18 protein-coding genes and 1 riboswitch are annotated in these 25943 nt (G+C 37.4%); of the genes, 15 read left to right on the plus strand and 3 right to left on the minus strand.

Annotated elements, in window-relative coordinates:
• Positions 1-45 precede the first annotated feature (45 nt).
• Entirely contained in the window at positions 46-1206 is a 1161-nt protein-coding gene (locus AC1RNS_RS18445; RefSeq protein ID WP_492994770.1) for a response regulator, read from the plus strand.
• Between the two features lie 82 nt (positions 1207-1288).
• Here AC1RNS_RS18445 and AC1RNS_RS18450 read toward each other — a convergent pair whose 3' ends face one another.
• Complete coding sequence (locus AC1RNS_RS18450; protein ID WP_492994771.1) at positions 1289-3175, minus strand: S-layer protein; 1887 nt, start codon at positions 3173-3175, stop codon at positions 1289-1291.
• A gap of 251 nt (positions 3176-3426) precedes the next feature.
• On the opposite strand from AC1RNS_RS18450, the gene AC1RNS_RS18455 reads away from it, so the two are divergent.
• The 4 genes from AC1RNS_RS18455 (at position 3427) to thiC (ending at position 10681) form a co-directional block, all read left to right on the plus strand.
• A complete protein-coding gene (locus AC1RNS_RS18455) occupies positions 3427-5577 on the plus strand; it encodes a methyl-accepting chemotaxis protein (RefSeq protein WP_492994772.1) in 2151 nt (716 codons plus the stop codon).
• A 148-nt stretch (positions 5578-5725) separates the two neighbouring features.
• A complete protein-coding gene (locus AC1RNS_RS18460) occupies positions 5726-6658 on the plus strand; it encodes an AEC family transporter (protein ID WP_492994774.1) in 933 nt (310 codons plus the stop codon).
• A 176-nt stretch (positions 6659-6834) separates the two neighbouring features.
• Positions 6835-8586, plus strand: coding sequence for a methyl-accepting chemotaxis protein (locus AC1RNS_RS18465; protein ID WP_492994776.1), 1752 nt, complete (start codon positions 6835-6837; stop codon positions 8584-8586).
• 64 nt (positions 8587-8650) lie between these two features.
• Positions 8651-8765: riboswitch (TPP riboswitch) on the plus strand.
• A 137-nt stretch (positions 8766-8902) separates the two neighbouring features.
• Complete coding sequence (gene thiC / locus AC1RNS_RS18470) at positions 8903-10681, plus strand: phosphomethylpyrimidine synthase ThiC (RefSeq protein WP_492994777.1); 1779 nt, start codon at positions 8903-8905, stop codon at positions 10679-10681.
• Positions 10682-10805: 124 nt separating this feature from the next.
• On the opposite strand, the gene AC1RNS_RS18475 is transcribed toward thiC, so the two are convergent.
• Positions 10806-12311 carry a catalase gene (locus AC1RNS_RS18475; RefSeq protein WP_492994778.1) on the minus strand — a complete coding sequence of 502 codons (1506 nt, stop codon included), beginning with the start codon at positions 12309-12311 and terminating at the stop codon, positions 10806-10808.
• Positions 12312-12715: 404 nt separating this feature from the next.
• The gene (locus AC1RNS_RS18480; protein WP_492994779.1) at positions 12716-14173 is read right to left on the minus strand and encodes a helix-turn-helix domain-containing protein; all 1458 of its coding nucleotides are present in this window, start codon (positions 14171-14173) and stop codon (positions 12716-12718) included.
• Between the two features lie 256 nt (positions 14174-14429).
• Between AC1RNS_RS18480 and hutH the strand changes: the two genes are divergently transcribed.
• The 10 genes from hutH (at position 14430) to pruA (ending at position 25807) form a co-directional block, all read left to right on the plus strand.
• Positions 14430-15944, plus strand: coding sequence for a histidine ammonia-lyase (gene hutH / locus AC1RNS_RS18485; protein WP_492994781.1), 1515 nt, complete (start codon positions 14430-14432; stop codon positions 15942-15944).
• Positions 15945-15965: 21 nt separating this feature from the next.
• Positions 15966-17636 (plus strand): urocanate hydratase, encoded by a 1671-nt coding sequence (gene hutU / locus AC1RNS_RS18490; RefSeq protein ID WP_492994782.1) that lies wholly within the window; start codon positions 15966-15968, stop codon positions 17634-17636.
• Positions 17633-18904 (plus strand): imidazolonepropionase, encoded by a 1272-nt coding sequence (gene hutI, locus AC1RNS_RS18495; RefSeq protein ID WP_492994784.1) that lies wholly within the window; start codon positions 17633-17635, stop codon positions 18902-18904. Before hutU ends, hutI begins: the two co-directional genes overlap by 4 nt.
• 234 nt (positions 18905-19138) lie before the next feature.
• Positions 19139-19858 (plus strand): GntR family transcriptional regulator, encoded by a 720-nt coding sequence (locus AC1RNS_RS18500; RefSeq protein ID WP_492994786.1) that lies wholly within the window; start codon positions 19139-19141, stop codon positions 19856-19858.
• Between the two features lie 156 nt (positions 19859-20014).
• Positions 20015-20791, plus strand: coding sequence for a transporter substrate-binding domain-containing protein (locus AC1RNS_RS18505; RefSeq protein WP_492994788.1), 777 nt, complete (start codon positions 20015-20017; stop codon positions 20789-20791).
• 29 nt (positions 20792-20820) lie between these two features.
• Positions 20821-21477, plus strand: coding sequence for an amino acid ABC transporter permease (locus AC1RNS_RS18510; RefSeq protein ID WP_286927221.1), 657 nt, complete (start codon positions 20821-20823; stop codon positions 21475-21477).
• A complete protein-coding gene (locus AC1RNS_RS18515; RefSeq protein WP_492994790.1) occupies positions 21474-22196 on the plus strand; it encodes an amino acid ABC transporter ATP-binding protein in 723 nt (240 codons plus the stop codon). The genes AC1RNS_RS18510 and AC1RNS_RS18515 overlap by 4 nt, the downstream gene beginning before the upstream one ends.
• A 109-nt stretch (positions 22197-22305) precedes the next feature.
• On the plus strand, positions 22306-23292 hold the full coding sequence (locus tag AC1RNS_RS18520; RefSeq protein ID WP_492994792.1) for a hydroxyacid dehydrogenase: 987 nt from the start codon (positions 22306-22308) through the stop codon (positions 23290-23292).
• A gap of 21 nt (positions 23293-23313) precedes the next feature.
• On the plus strand, positions 23314-24201 hold the full coding sequence (dapA, locus tag AC1RNS_RS18525; protein ID WP_492994794.1) for a 4-hydroxy-tetrahydrodipicolinate synthase: 888 nt from the start codon (positions 23314-23316) through the stop codon (positions 24199-24201).
• 58 nt (positions 24202-24259) lie between these two features.
• Positions 24260-25807 (plus strand): L-glutamate gamma-semialdehyde dehydrogenase, encoded by a 1548-nt coding sequence (pruA, locus tag AC1RNS_RS18530; RefSeq protein ID WP_492994795.1) that lies wholly within the window; start codon positions 24260-24262, stop codon positions 25805-25807.
• The last annotated feature ends 136 nt before the right edge of the window (positions 25808-25943 follow it).

The raw sequence follows: 25943 nt of genomic DNA on the forward strand, positions 1-25943 counted from the left end.
TATAACGATATTAATACTATGACTAGTTTTTAAGGAGGAGATGTCATGAGGATCGTGTTAGTAGATGATGAACATTTACCATTAACGAGACTGAAAACCTTACTTGAAAAGAGTAAAGTCCCGAAAATTGATATAGTTGGGGAATATACAGACTCTCTAGAAGTCATTGCTCAAATACAAGCGCTGCGACCTGATGTTGCATTTCTAGATATTGTCATGCCAGATATGGATGGTCTTGCATTAGGAGAAAAGCTACAAGAGCTATTGCCAAATGTTGAGATTGTCTTTACTACGGGTTATGACAAATATGCTATAGATGCTTTTAATTTGCATGCAATAGACTATCTATTAAAGCCTGTGCAAGAAATACGCTTGCAAAAAACATTAGAACGGCTCCAAAGGGTAATCGAAAATAATCAGCAAATGGCAACGAAGCAAAAGATGATTCAGCTGCTGGGCGGCATTAAAGTTATTACACCTGAAGGTAAGGTGCAATTAATGAAATGGCGGACATCGAAAGCAAAAGAGCTATTCGCTTATATGCTTAGCAATCGCAATGAAATAATTTATCGTGATACTATATTAGAGCTATTTTGGCCAGAATCGGATATGGATAAAGCGTCCAAGCAACTTTATACAGCTATTTATACCATCCGTCAAACATTAAAAAATTATGGATTAGAGGGCGTTCAAATATCAAGCCCATTGTTAAATTCGGGTTATAAATTACTGGTGGAAAATGTAGTAATTGATGTAGAACAATGGTTGGATCATTTAAAAGCTTTACCCCCTCTACAAGAAAATACAGCAGATAAACATGAATGGGTGTCCCAAGCCTATACAGGAGATTATTTAGGGGATAGCGATTATCTTTGGTCTGAGGGAGAAAGGGAACGGCTCAGACGATTATGGTTGCGCCACGCACAGCAATTAAGTGAATTTTATATAAGTAACAAACAATATGCTGCAGCAGTGAGAGTACAGGAGAGGATCCAAATAATCTCTCCAGATGAAGAAGAAAGCTATTTCACCTTAATGAAGCTATATGATTTGCTCAATAATGCCGCTGCCGTAGAAGAGCAATATGGGCAACTTAAAAAAATGCTGCAAGAGCAATTAGCAGTAGAGCCAAGTATGGAAATTGAAGGATGGTATAGAAATTGGAGAAAGATCAGTATGATTTCACAGGTTGATGTGTTGAATTGAAGTTGAAAGGGACTCTGTTTTGTTGGAGTCCCTTTCATTTTAAGTAAATCTAAAGGTAGAACATAGATCTTATCTTTTAATATTACCAATACTTATAAGCACTTTTGTAAGTGGAAATAGCATCCGTCAAACGGTTAGTTGCATTTTGAATATCAATATAATTAGAATAGTTATTATTTACCACTGCCTGAGCAGATGCTACAGCAGATACCAATGCATCTTGTTCATTTTGATATGTCCAAGGTTTTGAATAATATCCATTATTATAAACAGCTACATACTGAACAGAATTGATAAGAGCCTGTAATGATGCTTTATCTCCATAATATCCATTCGTCCTATTTCTTTGAGCATTTGTGTAAGTCGTAATAGCGCTATTTAAATTATAGATTGCATTGGAAATTTCGTTTTGAGTAGCGTAATAATTATTCACCACTGCTTGAGCAGATGAAACTGCTGACTCCATTGCATTCTTCTCTGCTTGGGTTGTCCAAGGTGTGTTATATATGTTATTACCTTCCCAAGAAACTGTAACATACTGAACAGAATTGATTAGTGCTTGTAATGATGTTTTATCTGTACCGTATCCAGCAGTCCTATTTCTTTGAGCATTTGTGTAAGTCGTAATAGCATTATTTAAATTATAGATGGCATTGGAAATATCGTTTTGAGTAGCGTAATAATTATTTACCACTGCTTGTGCAGATGAAACGGCTGACTCCATTGCATTTCTCTCTGCTTGGGTTGTCCAAGGCGTGTTATATATGTTATTACCATCCCAAGAAACTGTAACATACTGAACAGAATTGATTAGATTTTGTAATGATGTTTTATCACCATTTCCATACCCATACTTCGTTCCATTTTTCTGCACAGCTTGATAGTTTGCTAATGCAGTTTTGTATTGTGTAAGAGCATTATTCACTTGCTCGTGTGAAGCACTCGCATTATTAGCTACTGCTCTAGCATTTGTAACGGCGGTTTCAAATGCTTTGCGATCCGTCTGTGTTGTCCACTTTTCAGTTGTTAAAACGTCATTTCCATAAACAGACACAGCAACATATGGAAGGGCAGTTAGCAATTTATTTAATTCAGTTTTATTTGCTATAGGCAATGTTACAGAAGCTTTGTTATCATCTACCTGTACTTTAGTAACAATATGTCCTGAATCTAATGCTACCTTTGCACCGCCATTAACCGTTATCTGCTCAATTTTACCTTCCCCATAAAGGCTAAAATCTTTCTCAACATCGATGATTAGTTTGTCAACATTCGATGAAACCTCAAATGCAGCCACTTTATCAACGACTTTGATAGTTGAAATTGTTTGATTAGAGGACACATCCACTTTTGTACGTTCTACGTTTAGTGTTGCTGATTTAACGTCATTTAGAGAAACATTGAGCCAATTAATTTTTCTTGCTGTAAGAGGTTTAAAGGTAATTTCATCCCCAATTGTTACTTTATCGAGTGAGAATGATTTTTTTACACGACTTGTAACAATCAGCTCATCCTCGATAGCGACATTTTCAACCTTCACATAATCTGCATCGACAGTAAGGCTTCCTTCAATCTTCGCGTCTCCACCATCAAAATATACCGTCTTTTTGTTAGTGCCAGCTTTTTTCAATGTTAGTGATGTCACGCTAGTAATTTCACCCTTTTTTACGACAATTGTAGCTTGCGCATTTGTTAATGCCGTGCTATTTGCAGTTTTAAAGAGTGATTTAAGAGAGTCACTAATATTATATTGTCCGTTAGAAGTACGTACTTTATCTTTTGTAATATTAGTAATGGTAACTGCATCTCCTGCTGGCACCTTTGTTTTAGTAGCAGCCAATCGTTCCCCAATTTGAATTGACTGGTTTACAGATGAATCACTAGAAGCAGCGTTTACAGGCGCTACAGGCAATACTAAAGTTGCTGTAAGAGCCGTTGCCATAAAAGTTGATAACGCTTTATTTTTCATTTTGGTCACTCCAATCATCGTATTTAGTAGCTAATATATCATATATTTCAATAATTTAGTATCCAAAGGGCATGTTTTACTAGGTTTGATATGTAAATAAACCAATAGTCCTTTTTTTATCTTTCTTGTTTTTTGTGATAAAATCCTAATATTTCTCTATAAATATGTAAAATTCTACTTTATTCGATAAATCTATTGTTGTGATACAATGTTCCATCCATTATTATTATGTATAAAAGAGGGGTGTTGTGATGAAAAAATCTAGAAGTATTGCTTTAAAGCTATCTTCTCTAATAATAGGAATATTTTTACTATTATTTTTTGCTTATACGATGATAACAGGCATTATTTTAAAAAATCAGAGTGTTGATGATGCAGAAAATGCAACGCTTGAAACTGCTGAATTTTCTGCAGCAAAAATGAGTGAGCGCTTTAAGAAAGCCAATACTACTTTACTTACAACGAAACGTATTGTTGAAAGTATGGAAAAGAAAGGTGAGGTTTCCGCACACGCTATTTTAGATATCATGGAAACCAATTTAGTGAATAATGATGATCTGCTTGGGGTAGGCGTTATTTTAGAGCAAAATATTGCAAACGTAAAACCGATAGCTCTTACGACTTTATTAGAACAGAATACTATGAAAATAGATTCATCTACATATGCTGCATTAACTGATTCAAAAAATCGCTTTATACCTTACTTAAGTAAGGATGGCGGCGGTATTACTGCTGCTGCTATTGAAGGGATTGATGATAAAAGTGTGTCCGAATGGTATTGGGTACCAAAAGACGAAGGACGATCAGTTCTAACAGAGCCCTATGATTATAATGTGAATGGAAAGACAGTCCTAATGACAACTATTTCTGTTCCATTAGTGAATGCTTCAGGGAAATTTTTCGGCATAATGACAGCTGATTTATCCATCGATTATTTAAATGGATTGACAGAGTCGGTCAAGCCAGATGGTGGTTATGCGGCGATTATTACAAATAAAGGTATTTTAACGGCGAATAGCCTTGGTGCTACATTAGATGGATTAAATATGCAGGATCATTTGGATTGGACAAGCATTAAACAAACGATGGATAATGGTGAAGTAAAAAGCATGTATATGGACTCTGATGAATTGAAAGAAAATTCTTTTAATGTTTTTTCTCCAATGGTATTAGAGGGAATTGATGAAACATGGACTGTCCAAGTGGTGCTACCTAAATCAAAAATTTTAGAGACCTATAATCAGGTGTTTATTTTTACAATTGCTGCATCTATTATTATAGTGGTTTTGATGTCTGCTGCTAGTGCACTATTTATTTATAGACAATTAAAGCCATTAAAGTTTTTACGTGCATCTATTGAAACAGCAGCTGATGGTGATTTAACACAAAGAGTGGATGAGAAATATATTAAAGCTGATGAGATTGGTGCTGTTGCACTGGCTTATAATAATATGTTGGATCAAACAAATAGTGCCATAAAAACAGTGCTAAATTCTACAACACTACTGAATCAATCATCCAATCATGTTCATGAGGCATTTAATGAAATAGTGGCTTCAAGTCAAGAGGTATCTGTAGCTATTAATGAAATTGCTCAAGGGGCGTCTAAGCAATCGGAGGATACAGAAGAGACAAACTATCGAATGATTGATTTATCCGATCAAATTGATGCTATTACCGCTTTATCGAATGAAATGGATGAGTTATCAAATAAAACGAGACTTACTACTGACAAAGGCATGCAAGAGGTTGAAAGCTTACGTGACCGTAACGCAGAGACAAATGCCATGAATGGTCGTATTCAGCAGCAAATGGAGTCTCTGGCATCTAATATCGCCAATATTAATCAGATAATCGCATCTATTCAAGGTATTACGGAGCAAACGAATTTATTAGCTTTAAATGCAAGTATAGAAGCGGCTCGTGCTGGCGAGCATGGCAAAGGCTTTGCAGTTGTTGCAGAGGAAGTGCGAAAGCTAGCAGAGCAATCAAAAAATGAAACAGATATAATTAAGCAAACAGTGGATAGTATACTTGCAAACTCTCAGCAAACCGTTGCTGTTATTGCTTCAAATGCAGGACTTATGCAGTCACAAAATGAGTCTGTACAAGGGACAGAGGTAGCATTTAAAGATAACAGTGAGCTGTCACGCTCTATCGCTTCTTCGATCAATAAGCTAATGGATAAGCTGTCGTATATGCTGGAGCATAAAAATCAAGCAATTATGGCAATCCAAAGTATCTCTGCTATTTCAGAGGAGACAGCTGCATCAGCGGAACAGGTGAGTGCTTCTGCTATCGATCAACAAGCGGAGCTGCAAAAGGTGGCAGAATCCATCAATAATATGAATGAGATTTCAAAGGAATTACAAGAGGTTGTTAATCAATTTAAACTAGCTTAATCATGAAGGACTGCCTAAGAGGTATTGAGTGTTACCTAGGGCAGTTCTTTTTTATTGGGAAAGGCTGGCTCTAAGCTATTCTCTCTTTTGAACAGATTGACCTGGCGAAAAAACAGCACTACTATAGGAAAGGAAAGGAGGGCACATTATGATGTATCTCGGTATGATTTTCTTTCAGATCGTTGCTCCTATCTTAGTGCTTCTTGTGCTTGGCGCGATGTTGCAAAAGAAATTTTGCTTCAATCTAAAAGCGCTCTCTCAGCTTATTACCTATTGCTTCATGCCAGCTGCTGTTTTTGTTAATTTATATGAAACAAGCGTGGAGCTCTCTGTGCTTGGAGAAGTTGCGATATTTATTGTACTTTTTATCGGCAGTCAAATGGTGCTAAGCCATTTTTTAGCGAAAGGACTTGGTTTAGTTAAAACAGAGGCTGCAGTGTTTAAAAATAGTGTCGTCCTTATTAATTCAGGAAACTATGGGATTCCTGTTGCGCAAATGATATTCGTGACACAGCCAATCGGCGTAGCGATACAGGTTATTCTTGTGATATTCCAAAATATGACTACCTATACATATGGCTTATACAACTTAATTTCCTCTACAAAATCAGGTATATCTATTGTAAAGGATTTCCTTAAGATGCCTATTATTCATGCCCTTATTATAGGGGTAGCGATGAATTATTTTGATATTGCAGTGCCACAATTTATTAAAATTCCAATAGATCATGTGGCAGAAGGTTTTATTGCTGTGGCATTAATCACGTTAGGTGCCCAACTATCACAACTTGAAATTAAATCCATGTTTAATAAAACCGTCATTATTAGCTGTTTTACACGACTAATTTTAGGACCAGCAGTTGCTTTACTCATTATTTATTTACTCGGCTTAGACGGGGTAGTGGCACAATCATTATTTATCGCTAGTGCTTTTCCAACATCCCGAAATAGCTCTAGTTTAGCATTAGAGTATGATATCGAATCAGCAACAGCTGCTCAAACTGTTTTATTTTCAACAATAGTGAGCTGTATTACAGTAACAATTGTTATTTATCTAGCAGAACTATTATTTCTTTCATAACATATGACGTAAAAAAAGGAATAGGCTTATGGCTTATTGCTTTTTTTTATGCTCAAAAAGTAAAATGAAGAAAATAATTAGAAAATATAAGGAAGTTTGTTAGTTATTGTAATTTTTAATATATACATAGGGTAAATAGGTGTTTAATCATAATATTGAAAGGGGCGTTCATAGCTTTGCGTAAAGGAATAGAGTTATGGAAGAAATTCATCATCTTATTAATAGTTATTATGGTTGCTTTTAGTGTTGCTCTTGGGCTTATTGTCTATAAGAGTACAAAAAACATAGTGGAGTTGGCATTAAAAGAGAATAGTATGATTTTAGCAAGAAATGTTGTGGGACAGCTTGATTCAGAGAGGTATGAGCAGCTAGTTACAAATCCAGATAACCGTTCACTGTATCTTGATTTACAGAAGGAGCTGACAACAATACTGAAAACCAATTATGTAACGTATATCTATGTGTTCAAGGGAACACCTGATGGTAAACAATCAATGGTGCTGGTGGATGCAGGAGATTTAAATAGTGAGGAAACCTACCAAATTGGAGATATTATGGAGGATATACCGTATGAAAGTGTTGTAAAAACAATTTCTAATAATGAGGATGGCTTTAGTGAGTTTGTTTCTGTAGAGGGGTGGGGAGATTTTATTTCTGCTTATGCACCTGTCAGAGCAGAAAATGGTGAAATTGTTGCATATGTTGGATTAGATATTGAGAGCTCCATTATTTACGGCATTCAAAAATCTGCTGTATCGAAGTACTTGCCTATTCTTTTAGGCATAGTCATTTTATTGAGTGTCGTTATGATGACGACATTGTATTTGTATATGCGAAAATCACTGAAGCCGATATTTATCATGAAACGAGCAACAATAGCCTTTACAGATGGAAATATGGCAGAAACTCAACATATATTGGATGAAATAAGCTTTGAGTCAAATGATGATATTTCAGATTTTAGTAGCAAATTTAAAGAAATGATGCAATCTATGCATCAAATTATCTCTAATCTATCGGGGATTGGCACAGATATTTCTAAGGCAACTGATAGTTTACAGGAGGTAGGGAATAATGTGCAGCACTCAAGTAACAAGCTCATTGAAAGTGCAGGAGGGATAGAGGAGAGTGTAGATCGACAAAGAGATCTAGCGACACATTCCTTTAAAACAATCGAAGAGATGACGTCAGGAATTATGCAGATTTCAGCATCTGTTTCTTCCGTTATGAAAAGCTCCTCCAATACAGCCGATCTTGTAAAGCAAAGTCAATCAGAAGCGGCAATGATTACGAATCGTATGAATGACGTGGCAGATTTGGTAACTCATACGGCAAATAATGTGAATGTTCTTGGTGAAAGATATAGTACAATCGAAGAAATGATAAGTGTTATTCAAAATATTGCCGATCAAACAAATTTATTGGCATTAAACGCGGCGATTGAGGCAGCGAGAGCAGGTGAGCATGGTAAAGGCTTTGCTATTGTCGCGGAAGAGGTGAAAAAGCTGGCCGAGATGACGAAGTTGTCAGCTGAGGATATTCGTCAGCATATATATGAATTTAAAATAGTAACAGAGACTGTGTTAAAAGAAATGGACCATAGTACTGTTGAAGTTAAAGAAGGAGCTCATTTAGTGATGGCCATTAGTAATGAGCTGGATCATTTGTTTGAAGCAGTAAAAGTAGTTGAGGAAGATGTTCAAAATGTTTTTGAGGTTACAAACACAATGTCCAAAAACACGAACGTCGTTTTATCGGCATTAGAGCAAACGAATGAGGCATCCGAGGCTGTCTTGTTGGAAACAAAAGAAGTAGCCGATGCATCAAAGTTGCAAGAATCATCATTGAGTCAGCTAAGTAGAACGATTCATGAATTAACGGAGCAGGTAAAGCGTTTAGAGTTTATGAAGCAAAAATATAAACTCTAAAGGAAAAATAGTGATGAAGCTTCCATCTCTTAGCAATATCTGTTACACTAGCATCAAACTTAATAGCATTAACTAGGGGAGTCTGATGAGTCAGGCTGAGAGGGAAACGCATAGAGGTTTCTTGACCCTTTGGACCTGATCTGGCTCATACCAGCGTGGGAAAGTTAAGAAATTATTGCGAGCTCTTTACAATGCGATAATTATACCTTATACAATCATAGCCGGATCCAAAAATTTTTGGATTCGGCTTTTTATTTTTTGGGGTGAGCTAGATTCGGTCCTTGTATGAATTTTCTATAAGGGAGAGAAGTAGGTCATGACAACAGTTAGCGAAAAGAACATTACCATTATGTCGAGCTTTGAGGGGAGCAAAAAGGTTTATGTAGAGGGATCAAGACCAGATATTTTAGTGCCGATGCGTGAAATTGCATTAAGTCCAACGACAGGAAGCTTTGGAGAAGAGGAAAATGCACCAGTTCATGTGTATGATACGAGCGGTCCATATACTGACCCTGCCTATAAGGTAGATATTACGAAGGGCTTACCAGCGTTGCGAAGTGAATGGATTAGAGAACGAGGAGACGTGGAGGAGTATGTCGGGCGTACTATTAAACCAGAGGATAATGGTTTCCGCATAGCTGATGATCCACGTATAAAAGAAAATATATTTCCTGATTTATCTAGAAAACCTCTACGTGCAAAAAAAGATAGAAATGTAACACAGCTTCATTATGCACGAAAAGGAGTAATTACTCCGGAAATGGAGTTTGTAGCTATTCGCGAAAATATGGACCCTGAATTTGTTCGCTCTGAAATTGCAGCTGGGCGTGCAATTATGCCTTCTAATATTAATCATCCTGAGGCTGAGCCAATGATTATAGGACGTAATTTTCATGTGAAAATTAATGCCAATATTGGGAATTCAGCAGTATCATCTTCTATTGCAGAAGAGGTAGAGAAAATGACATGGGCAACACGCTGGGGCGCTGATAATATTATGGATTTATCGACTGGAAAGCACATTCATACCACACGTGAATGGATTATCCGTAATGCCGCGGTGCCAGTTGGAACAGTGCCAATTTATCAAGCGCTTGAAAAGGTAAATGGTGTGGCTGAGGATTTAACGTGGGAGGTGTATCGTGATACGTTAATTGAGCAAGCAGAGCAGGGTGTTGATTATTTTACGATTCATGCGGGTGTACTATTACGTTATGTGCCATTAACAGCTAATCGTGTGACAGGCATTGTGTCACGTGGAGGTTCAATTATGGCACAGTGGTGCTTATATCATCATCAAGAGAATTTTTTATATACACATTTTGAAGAAATCTGTGAAATCATGAAAACATATGATGTTGCCTTTTCATTAGGGGATGGTTTACGTCCTGGATCGATTGCAGATGCCAATGATGAGGCTCAGTTTGCAGAGCTTGAAACGTTAGGTGAATTAACACAGATTGCATGGAAGCATGATGTACAGGTGATGGTGGAGGGACCAGGACACGTGCCAATGCATTTAATTAAAGAAAATATGGACAAGCAGTTAGAGGTGTGTAAGGAGGCTCCTTTCTATACTTTAGGACCACTGACAACAGATATTGCACCAGGCTATGACCATATTACATCAGCTATTGGTGCTGCAATGATTGGATGGTTTGGTACGGCAATGCTATGTTATGTGACACCAAAAGAGCATCTGGGCTTACCAAATCGAGAGGATGTTCGTGTAGGGGTGATTACGTATAAAATTGCTGCACATGCGGCTGATTTAGCGAAGGGGCATCCTGGAGCACAGCAGCGAGATGATGCGCTTTCAAAGGCACGCTTCGAATTCCGCTGGCGCGATCAATTCAACCTTTCTTTAGATCCAGAGCGTGCAGTTGAATACCATGATGAAACATTACCAGCAGAGGGAGCAAAAACTGCGCACTTTTGTTCAATGTGTGGGCCCAAGTTCTGTAGTATGAGAATCTCCCAGGATATTCGTAATTATGCAAAAGAAAAAGATGTAAATACGACGGAGGCAATACATCAAGGAATGCAGGAAAAGGCTGAGGAATTTAAGAAAGCAGGCAGTCAGATTTATCAATAATATTGTCATGAAAGGTTTGTGTTTATTTAGGCACAAACCTTTTTCGTTGAATAGAAAACTCCACGTGAAATGTTGCTCACATGGAGTTAAAGTTGGATTTGGATATCAATAATAGATGGAAAAATTAAACGTTAGTTGGTTGTTTTACGTATGGGTTAGTAAGATCCATACCTTCTAATGAAAGACCCATTGCTTTTGCTACACCCTCACCATATGCTGGATCAGCTAAATAGCAGTGAAGGATGTGGCGACGTTTGATGAACTCTTCAACAGGTGCCATATCATTTGCTGTATTTTCGAATAGGCGTTGTTGTTCTTCAGCAGTCATTAGGCGGAATAGTTTTCCTGGCTGCTCGAAGTAGTTGTTATCATCTTCACGGAAGTCATGGATACCTGCGTTACCATCAATACGTAATTCAGGCTCTTTATAGTCTAAGTTGTGCTCCCATTCGCCATAGCTGTTTGGTTCATAGCCTAATGTTGAACCAAGGTTGCCGTCAAAACGCATAGCGCCATCACGATGGAAAGTACGGAATGGGCATTTTGGTGCGTTTACAGGAAGCATATAGTGGTTCACGCCTAAGCGATAGCGTTGTGCATCTGCATATGCAAAGATACGGCCTTGTAACATTTTATCTGGAGAGAAGCTAACTCCAGGAACAATGTTAGACGGTGCAAATGCTGCTTGCTCAACCTCAGCAAAATAGTTGTCTGGGTTTTTATTTAATTCGAATTCACCTACAGGAATTAATGGGAAATCTTTTTTATACCATACCTTTGTTAAATCAAATGGATTATATGGTAGTTCACGAGCTTGTTCTTCAGTCATTACCTGAATGTACATTTTCCATTTAGGGAAGTCACCTTGCTCGATAGCACCATATAGATCACGTTGTGACGATTCACGATCTTTACCAACTACTTCCTCTGCTTCAGCACCTGTTAAGTTTTTAATACCTTGCTCTGTGCGGAAGTGGAATTTTACCCATACACGCTCATTTTCAGCATTGATAAAGCTATACGTATGAGAACCAAAACCATGCATATTGCGGTAACCAGCTGGAATACCACGGTCAGACATCACTATTGTGACTTGGTGAAGAGCCTCTGGTAGTGAAGTCCAGAAATCCCAATTTGAGTTTAAGTTTTTCATATTTGTACGTGGGTCACGTTTTACCACGTGATTTAAATCTGTAAAGTGTAATGGGTCGCGGAAGAAGAATACAGGCGTATTGTTACCAACTAAATCCCAGTTACCTTCTTCTGTATAAAATTTAAGGGCAAAGCCACGAATATCTCGCTCAGCATCTGCTGCACCGCGTTCACCTGCAACTGTAGAGAAGCGTGCAAACATTTCTGTTTTCTTTCCAATCTCAGAGAAGATTTTTGCTTTTGTATATTGAGTAATATCATGCGTTACAGTGAAAGTACCAAATGCACCTGAACCTTTTGCGTGCATACGACGCTCAGGAATAACTTCACGGTTGAAGTTCGCTAATTTTTCAACTAGCCATACATCTTGAAGTAACAGAGGACCTCTTGGACCTGCTGACATGGAGTCATGGTTACTTACTACTGGAGCACCACCTGCTGTTGTAAAACGACGGCTACGATCATTTGCGTTTGTCATAATAGTTTACCTCCTGAAAAAAATTGTGAGTCAAACTCTTCATCAATAACTATAACAAATATAAACTAGAATTGCTAGTACATTATAATAATTATCGTTAAAGAATTTTTATTGTAAGATATAAACTATTATTATATGTGTAAAGAAGTAGAATTATGCATAATTTCACTACCCAAAACAGTGCTTTTCAAAACATTATTAGGAGTACGAAAGGGAAAATAAAAGCTTTTTCATTGATTTTTTCTCTATCGTGCTCAATTAAAACATCCAGCAAACTCATTCTATTGAAATATCATTCCTGAATTATAGGGATGAATCAAAATGCTTGTATATTAAATATAATGTAAATAAATCACTGTTTTCTTAGACAGAATTGAAAATAAGGTATGCTAAATGAAAATTCATTAATAGGATTTTCGATAGCGATTGGGTGTCATGCCTATCTGCTGTTTAAAAATTTTAATGAAATAATTTGGATCTTCAAAACCATTTAATTGTGCAATCTCGCTAATAGCAAAATCTGTTTCCACAAGCATTTTTGTAGCATTATGAATTCGAGCCTGTTGTAGGTAGCGCTTAAAGGGCAATCCTTGCTTCTTCGAAAAAATCGTACTTAAATAATTGGGACTAATCCCTAATTTATGGGCAACGAAGGGTAAAGATAATCTGCTATCCTGAAACTGTTGATAGATAATTTCTATTGCCAGCTCTACATAATCTGTTCTTTTTTCCATTCGTGCCTCACGAGCCAGCTCAATAAGCCTTTGTGTAAATAAAATGATGCCATTTAGTATGGTATAAAAAATAGGATGTTCGATAATTAAATGAAAAAGCTGTCGGTAATTTTGCTCAATAGCAGCTTTCTCATGCAATTTATACTTCAGCATGAAGCGGCGAATTTGAGCTAAGACACTAGTTAAATGAATACGTAAGTCATCTTGCTCGTAATAAATTCCTTCATTGGATAGCTGATATAAAAATGTTTTAACGGCTTCAAGATTGCCTTCCTCCAAACTACTAATTAGTAATTGCTGCTCCTCTGGTGTTAACAAAGGATCAAATGGCTGAGTTTCAAATTGTTTACTTGCATAAAAAATATGCCCGAACCCCTCGTAAAAGCTTTGATGAAGGGCACGCTTTGTGAGGATATACATATTCTTAAGAGTTGTAGGTTCTCCATCATATATCCCAATATTTAAAGAGCTATTGCTTGTTAAACGCCATTCCTTTAACAGTGTTCGTACATCCTTTTCCACGATTTTTATATCATTTGTTTGAAATAAGCAGACAATACTATCAGATAATGGGTAGACTTGCATATGATAGTGAATTGCTGTTTGTTGTAGCCAGTTAAATAGCTTGCTTAATGTTTCTGAATGCTCAGGCTCAATCATTGTAAAATGTCTAGCCGTCTCTATGGAGCTAGGCTTACTATCTATAAATAACTGATAATAAAAGGATTCGTCTGTAGCCTCCTCAACAGCATTAAATTCTTGTGGTGTACGAAGAGAGAGAGTTGCAAGCTTTTGCTTTAATACTTCTAAATCAATGGGTTTTACAAAAAGGTGCTGCACCTGTAAATTAATGGCTTTTAAGGCATTTTTAAATAAGGGCTCTGTAGTTATTGCTAAGATCGCCCCAGAATATTTCTGAAAAACATGATTTAGAGCAGTTAAACGATTATTTGGGAATAAATCAATATTCAATAGGATTGCGTCAGGCTCGAATTGCTGGATGCTTTGAGGTGCCTCAGACATAATCGTACACATTTCAATTGTTACATCTCCGGGAAAATACGTATGTAAAAACCAGCGAATACCAGAAAGCTCAGCAGGATCTCTATCTATTAATAACAGCCTCATCACAATCAACCTTTCGTAAAATAATCTTGTTTCGTAAAAAAGTACGATTATATTCATAAAAATAACATAAAAATCTGAAGAAAATCATGTTTCTTGCATTAAAATTCTCTATTTTCTGAAAAAAGTAGTTAGTACAATGTAAATAGAGTAATCTCCATTAATCTTCTTGCAGAAATCGTTTTCAGCGTGAAAGTGAAAAGAGTTAATGGATTAAAAATATTTTTACATAGCCATAAAGGGAATAGGGGGATGTCATATGAAGTCAATCATCGAGCTTGATGGCAATACATTAACTAGAAAGCAAATAGAGGAAATTGTTAAAGGTCATGCAACGGTAACGCTATCTACAGAAAGTATGGAGCGTATCCGTTTAAGTAGAGAGCGTATTGAAAAACGTTTAGCTGAAGGGCAAACGATTTATGGTGTTAATACAGGATTTGGAAAACTAAGTAATATAAAAATTGAAGAGGAAGATATTGAGCATTTACAGCTAAATTTATTGCGCTCAGATGCAACAGGTGTTGGTGTACCGTTTCCAACAGATGTTGTACGTGCAATGATGGTTCTGCGTGCCAATGCTTTAGCGCGTGGTTTTTCAGGTATTCGTCAGGAAACAGTCCAACTATTAGTGGATTTTATTAATAAGGGTGTGCATCCGATTGTACCGTCTCAGGGTTCAGTAGGAGCCAGTGGAGATTTAGCACCATTATCGCATCTGGCTTTAGTGCTTGTAGGTGAGGGTAAGGCTGAGTTTAATGGAGAGGTACTGAGTGGCGGTAAGGCATTAGAGAAAGCTGGATTAACACCTGTTCGACTACAGGCGAAAGAAGGGCTAGCGCTTGTGAATGGCACTCAAGCAATGACAGGTATTGGTGTTTTAACCGTTAACGAAGCTGAACGCATAGGGCTAGCAGCGGATATGGCTGCAAGTTTAACACTAGAGGCCTTAAAGGGGATCACATCAGCTTTCGATCCAGCGCTTTTAGCAGTAAGGCCACATCCAGAATTAGAGCTGGTAGGTGGAAGAATCCGTAAGTGGCTAAATGGAAGTAAACGGGTGACAAAGCAGGGTGAGATACGTATGCAGGATGCCTATTCATTGCGCTGTATCCCACAGGTACACGGTGCCTCCTGGCAATCATTCTTCTACGCTCAAGATCGTGTGCAAACAGAAATGAATGCAACGACAGATAATCCGATTGTTTTAGAAAATGGGGAGGTATTATCAGGGGGACATTTCCATGGTCAACCAATTGCCTTAGCAATGGATTTCTTAAAAATTGGTGTGTGTGAGTGGGCTAATATTTCTGAACGCCGAACAGAACGAATGGTAAATCCACAATTGAATGAAGGCTTGCCACCATTTTTAGCCACAAATCCTGGTATAGAATGTGGTTTAATGATTGCTCAATATACAGCAGCTTCCATTGTATCTGAAAATAAAGTGTTAGCACATCCTTCAAGTGTGGATTCTATTCCAACGTCTGGTAACCAAGAGGATCATGTAAGCATGGGAACAACATCAGCTCGTCAAGTTCGACAAATTGTCCATAATGCTGCTCGAGTAATTGCAATAGAAATGATTTGTGCGTCACAGGCTATTCATTTAGATCAAGCAGAGGAGCAATTATCACCGACAACACGAAAATACCTAGAAAAAGTGCGTGAATTTTGTCCACCGTTATTAGCGGATCAACCAATTGGTGATGAAATTGAGGCATTAGCGAAATATTTATTAGATAGCGATGATTTAGTGGAATTATCTAAATAAAATCTAAGGGGATGGATCGTTATGAAAACAACAACAAATATTCGTGCACCACGGGGAACGACTTTATCGTGTAAAGGCTGGACACAAGAAGCGGCAATGCGTATGCTAATGAACAATCTCGATCCAGAGGTAGCAGAGAATCCAGATGAACTAATTGTTTATGGTGGTATTGGTAAGGCTGCTCGCAATTGGGAAAGCTATGAACAAATTATTGCTTCTTTAAAAGTATTAGAGAATGATGAAACGCTTCTGATTCAGTCAGGGAAGCCAGTAGCTGTGTTTCGTACACATGAGCATTCTCCACGTGTATTAATTGCCAATTCGAATCTAGTACCTGCATGGGCAAATTGGGATCACTTCTATGAATTAGAAGAAAGAGATTTAATGATGTATGGTCAGATGACTGCGGGCAGCTGGATTTATATTGGTGCTCAAGGAATTTTACAAGGCACTTATTTATCATTCGTAGAAGCAGGGAAAAAAGTATTTGGCACTGCGGATTTACGCGGTAAATTCATCCTTACAGGCGGTATGGGCGGTATGAGTGGTGCACAGCCATTAGCTGGGAAAATGGCGGGTGCTGTGATTCTAGTTGTAGAGGTGGATCGTGCCCGCATTGAGCGTAAAATAAAAGAAGGTTATTGTGATTACATCGTGGAGACAGTGGACGAAGCGATTGCATTAGTCAATAAATTACGTGATCAAAAAGAGCCAGCTTCTATTGGTCTTATTGGTAACTGTGCAGACATTAATCGTGAGCTGCTGAATCGAGGGATTATTCCAGATTTTGTGACGGATCAAACATCTGCACATGACCCAATCAATGGCTATGTACCAAACGGCATGACATTTGAGGAAGCGCTAGAGCTTCGCAAAACCGATGTGAAAACATATGAGCGAAAAGCGAAGGAAACGATGGCAGAGCATGTTCGTACAATGCTAGAGTTCCAAGAGGCTGGTGCAGAAGTATTTGATTATGGCAATAATATTAGAGCATATGCCAAAGAAATGGGTGTAACAAATGCCTTTGATTTCCCAGGCTTTGTACCGGCTTATATTCGTCCACTGTTCTGTGAAGGAAAAGGGCCATTCCGCTGGGCAGCGCTCTCAGGAGACCCTAAGGATATTTATAAAACAGACGCACTTGCAAAAGAGATGTTTGCTGAGGATGAAGGTCTAGTCAATTGGATTAATATGGCTCAAAAAATGGTGAAATGGCAAGGGCTACCGGCACGTATTTGCTGGCTGGGCTATGGAGATCGTCACCGTTTTGCATTAAAAGTAAATGAAATGGTCGCGAATGGAGAATTATCAGCACCGATTGTCTTTGGTCGCGATCACTTAGATTCAGGATCAGTGGCATCGCCAAATCGTGAAACAGAGGGAATGTTGGACGGTTCAGATGCTGTGTCAGATTGGCCGATTTTAAATGCCCTTGTTAATACAGCGAGCGGTGCAAGCTGGGTAAGTGTTCATCATGGTGGCGGTGTAGGAATGGGTTATTCCCAGCATGCAGGTCAAGTGTTAGTAGCAGATGGAACAGAGCTTGCTGCAGAGAAAATTGCTCGTGTGTTAATTTCAGATCCAGGGATGGGTGTTGCCCGTCATGCGGATGCAGGCTATAACATTGCGATTGAAACAGCAAAAAACAAAGGTGTGCATATACCAATGTTAAAGGATGATGAGAAGTGACCATTTTAATCAAAAATGCCAATGAAGTCATTACATTAAAAAGTAATGTCCAAGGACCACGCACGAAGGAACAAATGCGAGAAATTGAGGTCGCTGAAAATGGTAGTATTCTTATTGAGGAAGATCGTATTATAGCTGTTGGGGCATTTGAACAGCTGGCAGTAGATTTCCCTGATTTAGTCAAAAGAGCAGATATTATTGATGCTACTGGCAAGATTGTGATGCCTGGCTTAGTGGATTGTCATACACATTTAGTGCATGGTGGAACACGCGAGCAAGAGTTTAATATGCGACTCAATGGTTCTACCTACATGGAAATTATGAATGCAGGTGGCGGGATTCACGCCACAACAAAGCGTACACGTGAAACTAGCTTTGAAGATTTATATGAAAAGACGATGCAGCACTTAGATGTATTTTTAAAGCATGGTGTCACAACAGTCGAAGCAAAATCGGGCTATGGCTTGGATTGGGAAACGGAAAAGAAACAGCTAGAGGTAGCCAAAAAATTACAAGCAACTCATGATATTGATGTCGTTAGTACTTTTATGGGAGCACATGCAGTACCGCGAGACTATAAGGGGCGTGAGGATGAATTCGTTGATATTGTGATCCATGACATGCTACCAAAAGTAGCGGAGCTAAAACTGGCTGAATTTAATGATGTATTTTGTGAAAAAGGCGTCTTTACACCGGAGCAATCACAGCGTATTTTAGAGGCTGGAAAAGCACTTGGTTTAACACCAAAAATTCATGCTGATGAAATTGAGCCGTATAAGGGAGCAGAGCTTGCTGCAGAGGTAGGAGCAATTTCAGCCGAGCATTTGTTGGTTGCTTCTGATGAGGGTATTCAACGAATGGCTGAGGCGGGTACGATTGCCGTATTGTTGCCAGGAACTGCATTCTTCTTACGTGCACCGTTTGCAAGGGGGCGTCTAATGATTGATGAAGGGGTACCTGTAGCGATATCAACAGATTTTAATCCTGGATCATCGCCAACAATGAGTCTACCATTTATCATGAATTTAGCTTGTATGCATATGGGAATGACGTTGGAGGAAGTATTAACTGCGACAACGATTAATGCCGCATATGCAATTAATCGAGGCAATCAAATTGGTTCACTTGAGGCAGAAAAGCAAGCTGATGTTGTTATTTTAGATGTTGCTAACTACAAACAACTACAATATTTCTATGGCATGAACCATACAAATACTGTTATTAAAAATGGGCGAATTGTTGTGCGAGATGGTATTCTTTTAAATTAATAAAAAAAATGGAGCATTGGTTAAGTACGTTCCCTTTTTACAAATAATAAGATGTATTAATCCCTTCAGTTTACTAATGGAGGGATTTTTTTAATGATTAAAATTAAAAAATAACTATAATTATTAATGTACCATGTTCAGTATAAAAGTATACCTTTATGGATACTTAGTATTATAAGTATTTGTAAAAATAATGAATTATAGGGTATTATATTCTAAAAAGAAGTGGGGTAGATGATTATTCAAACGAAACCTGCATATCAGAAAATTTATGACACAATTAAGCAAGAAATAGCAGAGGGTAAATATCTTGTTGGAGATATTTTACCTTCAGAGGCTGAACTGGAAAAAATATTCAATGTAAGCCGTACACCAGTAAGAAATGCGCTAAAGCAGCTTGAAAATGACAAAATAATTCATAGAGTTCAAGGGAAGGGTTCTTTTGTCAGCAACCAACAGCCAAAACAAACATGGACTAGTATGTCTGGCTTTAGAAACCATTATTCAAACGATTGGGAAAAAATATCTGTACGGACAATTGAAATTAAAAAGGTGGTCAATCCACACTTTGCTAAGTTATTAAAACTAGAAGAGGATACAGAAATCATTTATTTAAAAAGAATTCGATATTTAAACAATCAACCAATGTTTTTTTTAGAGCATTATATCCGCCCTGTAGTACCCTCTAATGTTTATCAAGAAAATACAGCAATTTCTTCTGTACAACAACTACTAAAAGAGCAAGTCAATATCGATATCGTTGAAGTAGAGGATGAAATAGAGGCGGTTATTGCGACTCCTTATATTGCAGGTGCTTTGCAAATACCAGATACAACAGCCGTGTTAAAAGGGACAAGAATATCTTATGCAGAAAATAAGGTTCCTATGGATTTAAATATATTCTATATAAATACAAAAAATTGGAAGTACTATTCTTATTTTAGATACTTATGAATTAACCATCCCGTTTGATATTGGTAAATTAAGGATTTAAATTATTATGATACTTAGTATTATAAGTTGTTGACATCCTTAGTGCTATAACTTAATATTTAATTATTCGCTATTATCAGAATTAACAAAATAAATGCGAGTAAAGGGGATGACGTAATGAATAAGATGAAAAGGTTGTTATTTGTATTGGGGACTATTGGGTTGTTGTCCATAATTCTCGTGGGGTGTAGTAATAGCAACTCTGAAGCGGGTACCGGTGGTGGCGAAAAAGTAAGCGTAGCTGCTTTAAATAACTATCCACCTCTAATTTTTAAACAGGATGGTAAATTAACTGGCTTCGAATATGATTTATTGCAAGCGGTTGCAGAAGTAGAAAATTTAGAGCTGGAATTTAAAGAGATGAAATTTGATGGCTTTATTCCAGGCTTACAATCTAATCAGGTAGATATCGCTTCATCACTATTAATACGTGAAGAACGCAAGGAAGTTGTAGATTTCTCAGATATCTTTTTAAATTCTGGATTAGTGCTTGCTGTAGCAAATGATAGTTCCATCCAATCCTTTGAGGATTTAAAAGGAAAAACAATTGTTGCTACACAAGGTTCTACAACTTTTGAAAAGGCAAAGGAATTAGCAGATAAATATGGTGGAAAAGCGAAGCCACTAAAAGAAACAGATGCGCTGTATTTAGATGTGGAAAATGGGAATGCAGATGCGCTTGTGCTTAACTCCCCTACAGTTGAGTATCGTTTAGCAGTAGATGGTGACAATGTGAAGTTCCGAATTGTGGGAGAGCATATGACAGTCGATGAACATGCTTTTGCTGTTAAAAAAGGGAACAAAGAGTTAGCAGATAAGATTAATGCAGGTTTAAAAACAGTTAAAGAAAATGGGGAGTATGACAAAATCCATGAAAAATGGTTTGGTAAATAAACATAGTTAATGTGAAGTGAGGTGTTTTTATGGAAACTACATTCAAAGTTATGACAGATGCACTGCCTTATCTTCTGCAAGGGTTATATATGACGCTATTAATATCCATTTTATCAATAATTTTCTCACTTATAATTGGGCTAATTGCGTGTTTTATGAGGATGTCAAAGTATGCAATTTTACGATATCCTGCAGCAATATATGTTAATCTTATTCGCGGAACACCAATACTAATTCAAATATTATTTATTTACTTTGGAGCACCAACAGCTTTGGATATACATCTTTCGGCTTTTACAGCAGGACTGATTGCCATAAGCTTTAATATTGGAGCTTATAATACAGAGATTTTCCGTGGAGGAATCGAATCAATTGGTAAGGGGCAAATGGAAGCAGGAAGATCCTTAGGTTTCTCTTATGCTCAAACAATGGCTTTAATCATTTTACCACAGGCTGTACGACGTATGATTCCATCATTTGTGAATCAATTAACGCACGCAATTAAGGATACATCGATGCTATCAGTTATCGGAATAGCTGAATTAACAATGGTTGGACAATCCATCTATGCGATGAATTTTAGATCCTTTGAAATATTAACGATGGTAGGATTATTCTACTTTATCACCATTTATACTGTTTCGCTTATTTCTACTAAGATGGAACGGAGGTTTGTTATTACATGATAAAGGTTAATAGTCTATCTAAATCCTTTGGAGATTTACAAGTTCTAAAAAATATTAGCACAGAGATTGCAGCAAAAGAGGTTGTTTGTATTATAGGTTCATCTGGTTCAGGTAAAAGTACATTTTTAAGATGCTTGAATCTTTTAGAAGAACCGAGTGGTGGCGAAATTATTGTAGAAGGCGAAAATATTTTGGATAAAACCGTTGATATTAATAAGCTTCGGCAAAAAATGGGGATGGTTTTCCAGCAATTTAATCTGTTTCCGCAAAAAACAGTTATAGAAAATATTACATTAGCACCAATAAGACTCAAAAAGAAAACGAAAGAAGAAGCTGAAAAACAAGCGATGGAGCTGTTAAAAAAAGTAGGCTTAGCAGAAAAAGCAACTGCTTATCCCTCTAATTTATCTGGTGGACAACAACAGCGTGTTGCTATTGCAAGAGCCTTAGCAATGGAGCCGCATGTAATGCTATTTGATGAGCCTACGTCTGCACTGGACCCTGAAATGGTTGGAGAGGTTTTACGGGTTATGAAACAATTGGCACAAGAAGGGATGACAATGGTCATTGTCACACATGAAATGGGATTTGCTCGTGAAGTAGCTGATCGAGTTGTTTATATTGATGGTGGTAATATAGTGGAAGAAGGAAATCCTAGAGACATATTCACAAACCCATCTCATGAAAGAACAAAAGCATTTTTATCAAAAGTATTATAAAAACAAATGGAGTCTTTAGGTTGATAAACAAAGACTCCCATTCTATAAATTTTTTTACATCAACTTAGTATACTAAGTATCATAACTATGTTTTTAGTGGAGGAATTACATGACAAAAACAGTCCTATTAATTGAACCAACGATTCGACCGAATGGTGTTGAGTACTTAACCAATCATTTTAATGTAGTGTTGGCACCAAATGGTTCAGAGGTGACCATTATAGACTATATAAACAAACATCAGGCACATGCAGTTATTGTTAGAACAGAAAAAATTACAAGAAATATTTTAGAAAGCTGCCCCTCCCTTGAGGTAGTTGGAATGCATGGAGTCGGGCTAGATAATATAGATGTTCCAAGTGCAACAGAAACTGGAATAGTCGTATTGAATGCACCGTCCAGTAATTACACGTCTGTTGCAGAGCATGCGATGATGTCAATTTTAGCTTTAAGTAGAAACTTAAATATTAGTGATTCTAAAGTTAGAAACAATGAATGGCAATATAGAGAAACCTATTTTCCTATGGAAGTGAATGGGAAGACACTGTTAATCGTGGGAATGGGGAGGGTTGGACAGGATTTAGCTAAAAAAGCAAAGGCATTTAATATGAATGTTTTAGGGTTTGATCCATTTGTTACAGAATCAGAGATGCAGTTACATGGTGTTGTTAAAATCGATGACTTAAATATGGTTCTTCCAATATGCGATTTTATCTCTTTACATGCGCCGCTAACGAAAAGCACATATCATTTATTTTCTGCTAAGCAATTTGAGTTCATGAAAGATTCAGCATTTGTTATTAATTTAGGGAGAGGTTCTTTGATAAACGAACAAGCACTATATAGCGCAATAGTTACTAAAAAAATAGCTGGTGCAGCGTTAGATGTTTTAGAACAAGAGCCTCCAAATAGTGATAACCCTCTTTTTACATTGGAGAATGTAATTTTTACACCGCATTTTGGTGGCGATACATTAGAGGCAAAAGATAGATGCTCTGAATCGATAACACAAGAAGTTGGTGTTGTGTTAAATGGAAAAATATCAAGAAATGTAGTAAATCCACAAGTATTGGGTAATGCAAAGGCTTATAAATAATATTTAAAGGAGACTTTTAAAATGAAATTTAATGGAATTATGACAGCGTTAGTAACACCTTTACATCAAGATGGGTCTGTTGATAAACAAAGCTTTGCAAATTTAATCGAGGATCAACTAAATAATAATGTCCATTCATTGCTTGTATTAGGTGGAACAGGAGAATATGCTGCGCTCAATATGGAACAGCGAAAAACTGCTATTGATGTTGCATTAAGTACTATCAATGGCCGTGTCCCAGTAGTAGTAGGATTGCTTTCTCCAGGATTAGGTGACAATGTGGAATTAGGAAACTATGCGAAACAAGCTGGTGCGGACGCTGTAATGATTGTGACACCATATTATGTAAGTCCGACTAAACAAGGTTTTATCCAATATTATGAAGCGATTGATAAATGTTTAGATATGCCAATTATCCTCTATAACATCCCTTATAAAACAGGCATTCATTTGGCAAATGATACAGTAAAAGAGATTGTTGAAAATGTACCAAATGTAGTTGGAATGAAAGTTTGCTCGGATAATATAGGTGATGTCCTTGAGCTACTTCAAACTGTTGGCGATAAAATTTCCGTTCTTTGTGGAGAGGATTTCAGAGCGGTTTCTTCATTTATTGCAGGAGCACCAGGGGCAATAACAGCTAGCTCAAATCTTATTCCAGATGTATGGGTGAAGATTTATGATTTAGTTCAAGAGAAAAACTATGATGAGGCAGTAGAACTGCATAAAAAGTTTTTCCCATTAATGAAGACGTTATATAAAGAAGGAAATCCAGGGCCTTTAAAAGCTGCATTAAATTTAGTTGGTATACCTGTTGGTTCAGTTTCAGTGCCGTTAGTAGATGCTTCATCTAGTGTTGAAGCAGACCTTAAAAATAAATTAACAGAGCTGGTTGTACCAGTAAGATAAGGATAATAATTTTTTCTAGCTCAATATGTAGAGTGGATAACAATAATTGGAGGTATATATGGTAGTAGCATATAAGCATGAGCCGTTTACTGATTTTAGTGTTGAGGCTAATCGAATAGATTATTTGAATGCTTTACAAACCGTTGAAGGGTACTTAGGACAAGATTATGATTTAGTGATTGGTGGAGAGCGAATTACCACAGAGGATAAGATTGTTTCCTACAATCCTTCCAATAAAAGAGAAGTGATTGGACGTGTATCGAAGGCGAACAAAGAGCTAGCTGAAAAAGCTATGCAAGTAGCTGTTCAAGCATTCAAAACGTGGAAAAAAGTGAAAGCTGAGTTTCGGGCAGATGTTTTATTTAAGGCTGCGGCAATTATTCGCCGCCGAAAGCATGAATTTTCAGCATTGTTAACAAAGGAAGCTGGTAAGCCATGGAAGGAGGCAGATGCAGACACAGCAGAAGCCATTGATTTCTTAGAGTATTATGGTCGTCAAATGCTTTTAATTAAAGACGGCGCACCTGTTCAAAGCCGTCCAAATGAATTTAATCGTTATGACTATATTCCATTAGGAGTGGGGATTATTATCTCGCCTTGGAACTTCCCATTCGCTATTATGGCTGGAACTACAGTAGCGGCAATTGTGACTGGCAATACAGTATTATTAAAGCCAGCTTCTACTACTCCGGTGATTGCTGCTAAATTTGTTGAAGTGATGGAGGAAGCAGGTCTGCCTAAAGGTGTTCTAAACTTCGTCCCAGGAAGCGGCTCAGAAGTGGGAGATTATCTGGTCGACCATAAAGACACACGATTTATAAGCTTTACAGGTTCACGTGATGTTGGCCTTCGTATTTTTGAACGTGCTTCGAAAGTACATGATGGACAAATTTGGATAAAACGTGTGATCGCAGAGATGGGTGGAAAGGATACAATTGTTGTTGATAAAGAAGCAGACCTTGAATTAGCCGCGACTTCGATAGTATATTCTGCGTTTGGCTTCTCTGGTCAAAAATGTTCAGCATGTTCTCGCGCAGTTATTGTAGAAGATGTATACGATCAAGTTCTGGAACGTGTAGTAGCATTAACAGAAGAATTGACACAAGGTGATCCAACTGACTATTCAAACTACATGGCAACAGTAATTGATCAGAATGCGTATAATAAAATCATGGATTATATTGAGATTGGTAAGCGGGAAGGAAGGCTGTTGACAGGTGGAAAAGGCGACGATTCTATAGGCTACTTTATTCAGCCTACTGTATTTGCTGATCTTTCTCCAGATGCAAGAATTATGAAGGAAGAAATTTTTGGACCAGTAGTCGGCTTTACTAAAGCAAAGGATTTTGATCATGCAATTGAAATCGCCAACAACACAGAATATGGCTTAACGGGTGCAGTGATTACAAATAACCGTGAGCGTATAGAAAAGGCTCGAGAAGAATTTCATGTCGGAAATCTTTACTTCAATCGAGGCTGTACAGGTGCTATTGTTGGTTATCAGCCGTTTGGTGGATTTAATATGTCAGGAACAGACTCCAAGGCTGGTGGACCAGATTATTTACTTCTTCATATGCAAGCAAAAACAAGCTCAGAAATGCTTTGATAGCAAGGCTTTATAATGACAATGCCAACCAATTGTCAATGATTTATAGGCAACTGGTTGGTTAATTTTAGTTATAAAAGAGTTGCAATTATTAGTATTTACGAGTATTATTTTATTAAATAGTAATTATAGAATT

This window comes from Lysinibacillus sp. GW821-FHT14F06 (assembly GCF_058803665.1).

What these genes read in the sequence shown, in the direction of transcription:
- AC1RNS_RS18445 (WP_492994770.1), top strand. Translation starts at nt 46, where the DNA reads ATGAGGATCGTGTTAGTAGATGATGAACATTTACCATTAACGAGACTG.
- AC1RNS_RS18450 (WP_492994771.1), bottom strand. Translation starts at nt 3,175, where the DNA reads ATGAAAAATAAAGCGTTATCAACTTTTATGGCAACGGCTCTTACAGCA.
- AC1RNS_RS18455 (WP_492994772.1), top strand. Translation starts at nt 3,427, where the DNA reads ATGAAAAAATCTAGAAGTATTGCTTTAAAGCTATCTTCTCTAATAATA.
- AC1RNS_RS18460 (WP_492994774.1), top strand. Translation starts at nt 5,726, where the DNA reads ATGATGTATCTCGGTATGATTTTCTTTCAGATCGTTGCTCCTATCTTA.
- thiC (WP_492994777.1), top strand. Translation starts at nt 8,903, where the DNA reads ATGACAACAGTTAGCGAAAAGAACATTACCATTATGTCGAGCTTTGAG.
- AC1RNS_RS18475 (WP_492994778.1), bottom strand. Translation starts at nt 12,311, where the DNA reads ATGACAAACGCAAATGATCGTAGCCGTCGTTTTACAACAGCAGGTGGT.
- AC1RNS_RS18480 (WP_492994779.1), bottom strand. Translation starts at nt 14,173, where the DNA reads ATGAGGCTGTTATTAATAGATAGAGATCCTGCTGAGCTTTCTGGTATT.
- hutH (WP_492994781.1), top strand. Translation starts at nt 14,430, where the DNA reads ATGAAGTCAATCATCGAGCTTGATGGCAATACATTAACTAGAAAGCAA.
- hutU (WP_492994782.1), top strand. Translation starts at nt 15,966, where the DNA reads ATGAAAACAACAACAAATATTCGTGCACCACGGGGAACGACTTTATCG.
- AC1RNS_RS18500 (WP_492994786.1), top strand. Translation starts at nt 19,139, where the DNA reads ATGATTATTCAAACGAAACCTGCATATCAGAAAATTTATGACACAATT.
- AC1RNS_RS18505 (WP_492994788.1), top strand. Translation starts at nt 20,015, where the DNA reads ATGAATAAGATGAAAAGGTTGTTATTTGTATTGGGGACTATTGGGTTG.
- AC1RNS_RS18510 (WP_286927221.1), top strand. Translation starts at nt 20,821, where the DNA reads ATGGAAACTACATTCAAAGTTATGACAGATGCACTGCCTTATCTTCTG.
- AC1RNS_RS18515 (WP_492994790.1), top strand. Translation starts at nt 21,474, where the DNA reads ATGATAAAGGTTAATAGTCTATCTAAATCCTTTGGAGATTTACAAGTT.
- AC1RNS_RS18520 (WP_492994792.1), top strand. Translation starts at nt 22,306, where the DNA reads ATGACAAAAACAGTCCTATTAATTGAACCAACGATTCGACCGAATGGT.
- dapA (WP_492994794.1), top strand. Translation starts at nt 23,314, where the DNA reads ATGAAATTTAATGGAATTATGACAGCGTTAGTAACACCTTTACATCAA.
- pruA (WP_492994795.1), top strand. Translation starts at nt 24,260, where the DNA reads ATGGTAGTAGCATATAAGCATGAGCCGTTTACTGATTTTAGTGTTGAG.